Source organism: Mesorhizobium sp. M4A.F.Ca.ET.050.02.1.1, assembly GCF_003997725.1.
Lineage (GTDB): Bacteria > Pseudomonadota > Alphaproteobacteria > Rhizobiales > Rhizobiaceae > Mesorhizobium.
The window spans coordinates 1-6,142 of the sequence record NZ_RZSG01000338.1 but is presented as its reverse complement, the minus strand read 5'-3'; the positions used below and the strand labels follow the sequence as shown (position 1 = coordinate 6,142).

Here is a 6,142-nt window from a genome sequence, read left to right as displayed (position 1 = left end):
GGCCTGCCGATCGCCGCCATAGACGGCCGGCCGGACCCCGTCGAGGCGCGCGCACTGCGCGTCGATGTCGTCGCATTCTCAGGCACGCCGGAGGCGGCGCGCTCGGCGATAACCTTGCGCACGATGCGCGCCGGCCCGATCGTGCCGCTGGTCAGCGAGGTGCTCAATCCGGCTGCCTATGCGCATGAGCGCGCCGTCTGCGTCGACACCACGGCGGCGGGCGGCAATGCCAGCCTGCTGGCTGCCGCCTAAGGCACAGCCCAAGTCCGGGCGCGTGTTGCAAGGAGACCGCGCACCCGGATAAACATGCGCCGATCGATTACGCGGCGAGGCCGAACAGATGGAAGATAAATCGCCGTTCACGCTCCCGCGTGTCAGCGTGGTCATCACCAGTCACAACTATCGCGCCTATGTCGAGGACGCGATCCGCTCGGTTCTGGCACAGACCTATCGCAATTGGGACTGCGTGATCGTCGACGATGCCTCGGCCGACGGCTCGGCCGATCATATCCGTGCGCTGCTTGAAAAGATCGGCGATCCGCGCCTGCGCCTCCTGGCGCGGCCGCAAAACGGCGGCCAACTCGCCGCGTTCCGCGACGGCTTTGCAGCAAGCGACGCGCATTTCGTGGCGTTTCTCGATTCCGACGACATCTGGCTGCCGGACTTCCTGCTCGCGCATCTGTCGGCGCATCTCTACGCGACGCAGCCGGCGTCGCTGTCCAGCTCCGATCTTTTCCTCGTCGATCGCGAGCGCGCCTTGCTGGCCAGTAGCTTTGCGCTGCCGCGCAGGGAAGCGCACGCGCGCGGGACAATGATCCCACCCCACATACAGCATGGCGGACTCGCCTATCGGTCGGATTTTCCGGTGACCTATTTCGGACCCGATAGCTATGGCTGGATATGGGCGCCGACATCGTCGATGGTTTTCCGGCGTGGCGCGCTGGAACCCGTCCTGGCATTCCCCTTCAAGGTGTCGATCGGAACCGATTACCTGACGGCGACATGCGCGCATCTGGCCGCCGGCAGCCTCATCCTGTCGGAGTGCCTCGGCCTCTATCGCCTGCATGGCGCCAATGCCTCCGGCGGTCTCGCCTATGCCGGCGGCCGTATGCAGCTGTCGCCGGCCTATGCCTCCCTGGACGCCGCCATGGGCGCGGACGTGCTCGACTATGTCCTTGCCAATGCGGAGAGGCTCGGCGCCATCCACGGCAGGGATTTCGTGTCCGGCTTCCTGTCCAGCCATGTGAGGCGGTTCGGCGATTTGGCGAGCGATCCGCGGCTTGCGCCGCTTCTTGATCGCAAGAGCCGCTTGCGGCAGGCGCGCAAACGCTTTGTGCGGACGCTACGCCGGCTGGCTGGCGGTTCCTGAGGCTAGGCTCTCCCGAATAGCTCGTCAGGCGCCCTCGACGACCGAAAAGCCTTCGAATTGCGGATGGCCGAGATAGTGCACCTTGGAGGTGCCGGCGTTGCGGTGCGCGGCGCGGAAATTTTCCGATTTGGTCCAGGCGACGAAATCCTCGTGGCTGGCCCACACCGTGTGTGAGGCAAACAGCGTGTAGCCTTCGGCCTCGTTCAGCGGACCGCGCAGCAGGTGGAACTCCCTGAAACCTTTCATTTCAGACAGGCTGGAATCACGGTTCTTCCAGACATCCTCGAAGGCGTCTTCCGAGCCGTTCTGGACCTTGAAGCGGTTCATGGCGATGTACATTGGTTTCCTTTCATGCGGTTCGTTCCATCCACTTTCAAAATGGACCGATTTCGGCCTCGAACACCAAACTCCTGCTTGCGATGCGCGACGGAATTGGAGGGAAGGGGGCAGCATTGCGAACGATGCCGAGCGCGACCTGATCGAAACTCGACGATCCAGAGGTTTGCAGGATGCGTAGATCGTCGATACCACCACCGCTGCCGATCACGAAAGTCACGACGGCATTATTGACCGCGGTCAATTGCACTGACGGCGGAACGGCGCGGTTGACGCGGCTGAGCTTCCTGATGACGTCGCCGCGGTAATTGTACTCCGCAGCCTCGCTGCCTGCCTCTTTCTGCTTCTTGCCCTTGCTGGCCGCCTGTGCCAGCCGGTCTTGGCCCTCTGCGGTGCCGCGCTTGTTGTCCGTTTCTCTCGCTGTCGGGGATGGTGCCGACGGAGTCGGACGGGCGCTGGGGATTGGCGGCTGGTCTGGAACAACGACGGGAGTTTCATGGGTGGCAGGGGATTCGGTGCTGGCGACAACACTCTGGTCATCGGGGCGCGGGGAGCCAGCCACCAGTACGTCTGGCCGGCCGGCAGGTTCCGGCGACACTGCGGGAGGCTGTGCGGCTGCTTCCCGAGTGGGCTCGGAAGGCTGCGTTGGTGGCGCTGGTCTGACCGGCTTTGCCGGCTCCGGCCTGGCCGGCTTTGGCTCCAGCGTGACATTTATCGCCACCGGATCCCTGTCAAGCGCGCTGCCGGCAACCTTGTCTCCGGACTGGTCGCTGCCTTCCGATTGCTCCGAATCCGGCGATTTGAACGTGCTGGAAGGCGAGATCAGAAAGAACGCCGCCGCGGCGCCGTGGAGAATGCAGGAGACAATGACGGCAGCGGGCCATTTGCCGTTGCGGGCCGCCGCCTGCGCAAGTTCAGGCGGCTTGGCCGGCGCTATCGCCAGCTCGCTGCCGGCGTCGGAGAGGGGGATGATTTCCTGCATGTCGCGGGCCGGAAATTGCAGCGGCCTGCATGCAAAAGTCAAATCAAGATCATTTGCCCGCGGAGGTAACGCGCCGAGGCCGAGCAGCGGCCAGGCCACGGTCTCTTGCCTGAATGCGGGATGCAGCCCCAATGCCGTCTCAGACCCCGAAGGCGATGGTGGTTCGGGTCGAGGTCTTCAGTCCGCGCATGCAGGCGGCGGGCTCCACGCTTGCGCCGGCGCATTCGGTCGCGCTGTTGATCAGCACGCGGCTGACCTTGGCGCAGTCGGTGCCGGCAAGATCGAAACGCGTCACCTTGGTCTTGCTTACGGGAAGGTCCTTGAAGTCGAGTACGGTCAGGCGGTCGACGACGCCGGCCTCGTTGAACAGGGCGATCTCGAAGGCCGTTTTCGACAGGTCGGCGCCGAGCGCGTTGTTGACCACGAAGGTCAGCCTGCAGCCCTTGTCGGAGGGCTGCGCGGCATTGAGTTCGAGGTTGAGTTGAGGAACCGGCGAGGACTGGGCCCACGCCGGCGCCGCCGCAAGCGACAAGGTCAGCAGACGAAGCAGTCCCGTCAAGCTTGTCATTGTCGTCAGCCTCCAAAGCGCATGGTCGCCGCCAGCTTCAACGTGATGCCGGGTTCGTAGAGAACGGCAGTCGTGCTGCCGTTCAGCGGGTTGGTGTATTTGACGTCGAACAGATTGTCGGCGCGGAAGTCGAGTTTGAGATTGTCGGTCGCCTGGTAGCTGGCGAAGGCGTTGACCAGCGTATAGTCCTTGGCCACGGAGTTGCCCTTGGGCTTGCCGTTGTATTGCACCTCGCCGCCGACGGTCAGCTTGTCCTGGAGGAAACGAAGGCCGAGCTGCGCGGTGACCTGGGAGGAGGGGATGGTGGCAAGGTCGGCGCGCTCGCCTTCATAGGAAATGGTGTGGCCGTTGATGATCGAGGCCGAAAGCCCGGCATAACCCCAGCGGGCATCATAGACGCTTTCCAGTTCGAAGCCGTCGATCTTGGCCTTGGCGAAGTTCTGGTACTGGAAGCAGATCGGGATGCCGGGACCGAACGGGCAGCCGCTGGTCGGGTCGAAGGCCGAGAGCGTGACGCCGTCGATGTAGTCTTCGACATCGTTGTTGAAATAGGCGGCCTTGAGCCGCAGCGCGTCGCCGCCTTCGAAAATGTCGTTCCGCTTGTAGTTGACGCCGAACTCGACGGTCTTGCCGATTTCTGGCTTGAGATTGGGGTTGGGCAGGAACGGGAAGGTGACTCCTGCCGGATGGTTGCCGCTGATTAGGGTCTCCGTCAGCGAGGGCGAGCGGTAGCCTTCCGCGTAGGTGCCATAGAACTGCAGGCCAGACAGGCTGGCGCTTTCGAAGGGCGAGACGCCGACGGTGATGCGCGGCGACAGCCTGTCGCCGGACGTCTCGTTATCCGAATCCTTCAGGCTGTAGCTGTCGTAACGCAGGCCGGTGATGACCTCGAGCCATTCCCAGGTGAGCTTGTCCTGAACATATGCGCCCGAAACGTTGCGCTTGCCGGAGGGCGTGTAGAAGCTGTCGCCGCCGGCGGTGCCGCCCGTCTCGACATCGTCGCCGACCCAATCGCCGCCATAGGTCAGCTCGTGCGCGATGTCGGCGGTCTCGAAGCGAGAGGTGTTCCAGATGTCGATGCCGGTGGTGTCGACGTCGAAGGTCGAGGTCGAACCGGCCGGCAGCACGACGGGAAGACCGGTTTCCGGATCGAAGCGGTTTTGCGCGATGAGGCTGGTCAGATCGAGATTGGTCCTGTTGTAGGAGGCGTTGATGTGGAGGTCGAGCCAGCTCCTGGCGTCGTCGGTGATGTTGTAGCGGGCTGTAAATGTGTTCGACTTCAGGTCGACATCGTTGGCCGGCACGCCGCTGCTGGTCTCCGTCCAGCCGTGGCTGGAGCCGACCCAGCCGAGTTTCAACTCGCTGTTCTCGGTCGGGCGGATCGTGGTCTTGAGCAGGCCGCTCAGCACGTCGAAGCCGGTGCCGGCGACAGTGTCGCCGCCGCCATTCTTGTAGTCGTCATAGTCGCGGTAGACGATGTTGCCGAGCACATCCCAGTTCTCGTTGAAGCGGTAGGCGCCGGTGGCGCTGGTGGTCCAGCCCTTGCCGTTGCTTTCATAACGGCCGGTGAGCGCGCTAGCCCAGCTTTCCTCCGGCTTGAGGAAATCCTCGGCATCCTTGGTGTCGAAGAAGACGACGCCGCCGATGGCGCCGGAGCCGTAGGTGTTGGCGACCGGACCGCGGATCACGTCGACGGATTTGATAAGTTCAGGGTCGACGTAAAAGGTCGACTGCGTGCCATGATCGGAGCGCTGGAAATCCTGCCTGGCGCCGTCGATGATGACCGCGACGCGGCCGAAATCCTGCAGGCCGCGGATGTTGATGCTGGAGCTGACGCGGCGCGCGTCGGCCTGCACGGTTACCCCCGGCACGCCGAGCAGCATCTCGTTCGACGTCGTCGCCATGCGGCGATCGAGCTGCTCTCGGTCGACATGGCTGGCGGAGGCAAGCGACTGGATCGCCGTCTCGCCGGTGCGGCTGAGGACCAGGATCTTGTCGAGCAGCGTCGCCTCGGCCGGCTTCGTCTCTTCTGTCTTCTTTGCAGAATCGGTCTGCTGCCGCTCGCTTGCAGGCTGGGCGGCCTGTTGCGCGTTTGCCGGCGGTGTCAGGATCGCGATCACCGCCGCGCCGGCCAGAAGCGCGGCCATTCCCTTTGCCATAGACCGTTGCGCCGGGCCCGCGTTCTCATACGCCAGACCCAGCCTTTGCCAATTCGCCAACCCCATGCCCCAACTCCAAATCCAGTTCGATGCTGGCTGGCCGAGGCTCGCTGGCATTTTTCATCGCATCCGGTGCGTTAAATGTTGACTCATTTACTCCGGTATTGCACTGGTTATAAAACATGATTATTCGAGTCAAGAAATTAATCGGCATTTTATGCAGGCGTCCGGCCAGGTGGCCGGCACAGGGAAAGGACCGACCCAGATGAACACGCACAACGCAAACGATTTCCGCTATCGCGTCCGTCGTTCCGAAGACGTTGCCACCCGTTTCGACCGGGTTCCGCTGGCGGTGAGGACGCTCTCCAGCAACACGCTTTTCCAAGGCGAGCACGAGATCGGCATCGAGCACCATGGTGCGCTCTATCGGTTGAAGATCACCCGCCAGGGCAAGCTGATCCTCAACAAGTAAGCAGCAACCGACGACCGGCTGAAGGCAGGGGAAGACATGGACCAGCGCGTGAAACCCACACCGCATGAAATCCGGCGGGCGCGGGAAGACAATCCGAAAGCGCGCGAGCGCGACCTTGCCGCCGAACTCGGCATCTCGGAAGCGGAGCTCGCCGCGGCCCATTGCGGGCAGGGCGTCGTGCGGGTCGAGCCGCGCGTCAACGATTTGCTGACCGGCCTCGAAGCTGTCGGCGAGGTGATGGCGCTGACCCGCAATG

The 6,142-nt window shown here is 63.5% G+C and carries 8 protein-coding genes; 4 read left to right on the top strand and 4 right to left on the bottom strand.

What is annotated here, in order from left to right:
- Both EOA33_RS20740 and EOA33_RS20735 read left to right on the top strand, forming a co-directional pair.
- Positions 1-252: hypothetical protein (locus EOA33_RS20740; protein WP_145989218.1), on the top strand; the 252-nt coding region annotated here is incomplete at its 5' end.
- A gap of 88 nt (positions 253-340) precedes the next feature.
- Positions 341-1,369 (top strand): glycosyltransferase, encoded by a 1,029-nt coding sequence (locus EOA33_RS20735; RefSeq protein WP_126054148.1) that lies wholly within the window; start codon positions 341-343, stop codon positions 1,367-1,369.
- Between the two features lie 24 nt (positions 1,370-1,393).
- Here EOA33_RS20735 and EOA33_RS20730 read toward each other — a convergent pair whose 3' ends face one another.
- From EOA33_RS20730 to EOA33_RS20715, 4 genes are read right to left on the bottom strand one after another with little or no spacing between them, the layout of a single operon-like run.
- Positions 1,394-1,708 (bottom strand): antibiotic biosynthesis monooxygenase, encoded by a 315-nt coding sequence (locus EOA33_RS20730; protein WP_126054149.1) that lies wholly within the window; start codon positions 1,706-1,708, stop codon positions 1,394-1,396.
- 34 nt (positions 1,709-1,742) lie between these two features.
- Positions 1,743-2,786 (bottom strand): TonB family protein, encoded by a 1,044-nt coding sequence (locus tag EOA33_RS20725; protein ID WP_348627229.1) that lies wholly within the window; start codon positions 2,784-2,786, stop codon positions 1,743-1,745.
- A 40-nt stretch (positions 2,787-2,826) separates the two neighbouring features.
- Positions 2,827-3,255: a hypothetical protein gene (locus EOA33_RS20720; protein ID WP_126054150.1), complete on the bottom strand. Its 429-nt coding sequence runs from the start codon at positions 3,253-3,255 to the stop codon at positions 2,827-2,829.
- A 5-nt stretch (positions 3,256-3,260) separates the two neighbouring features.
- The gene (locus EOA33_RS20715) at positions 3,261-5,402 is read right to left on the bottom strand and encodes a TonB-dependent hemoglobin/transferrin/lactoferrin family receptor (protein ID WP_245482392.1); all 2,142 of its coding nucleotides are present in this window, start codon (positions 5,400-5,402) and stop codon (positions 3,261-3,263) included.
- Positions 5,403-5,679: 277 nt separating this feature from the next.
- On the opposite strand from EOA33_RS20715, the gene hemP reads away from it, so the two are divergent.
- A complete protein-coding gene (hemP, locus tag EOA33_RS20710; RefSeq protein ID WP_126054152.1) occupies positions 5,680-5,886 on the top strand; it encodes a hemin uptake protein HemP in 207 nt (68 codons plus the stop codon).
- Positions 5,887-5,922: 36 nt separating this feature from the next.
- Positions 5,923-6,142 (top strand): ChuX/HutX family heme-like substrate-binding protein (locus EOA33_RS20705; RefSeq protein ID WP_281033533.1); only part of this gene is annotated, 220 nt, incomplete at its 3' end.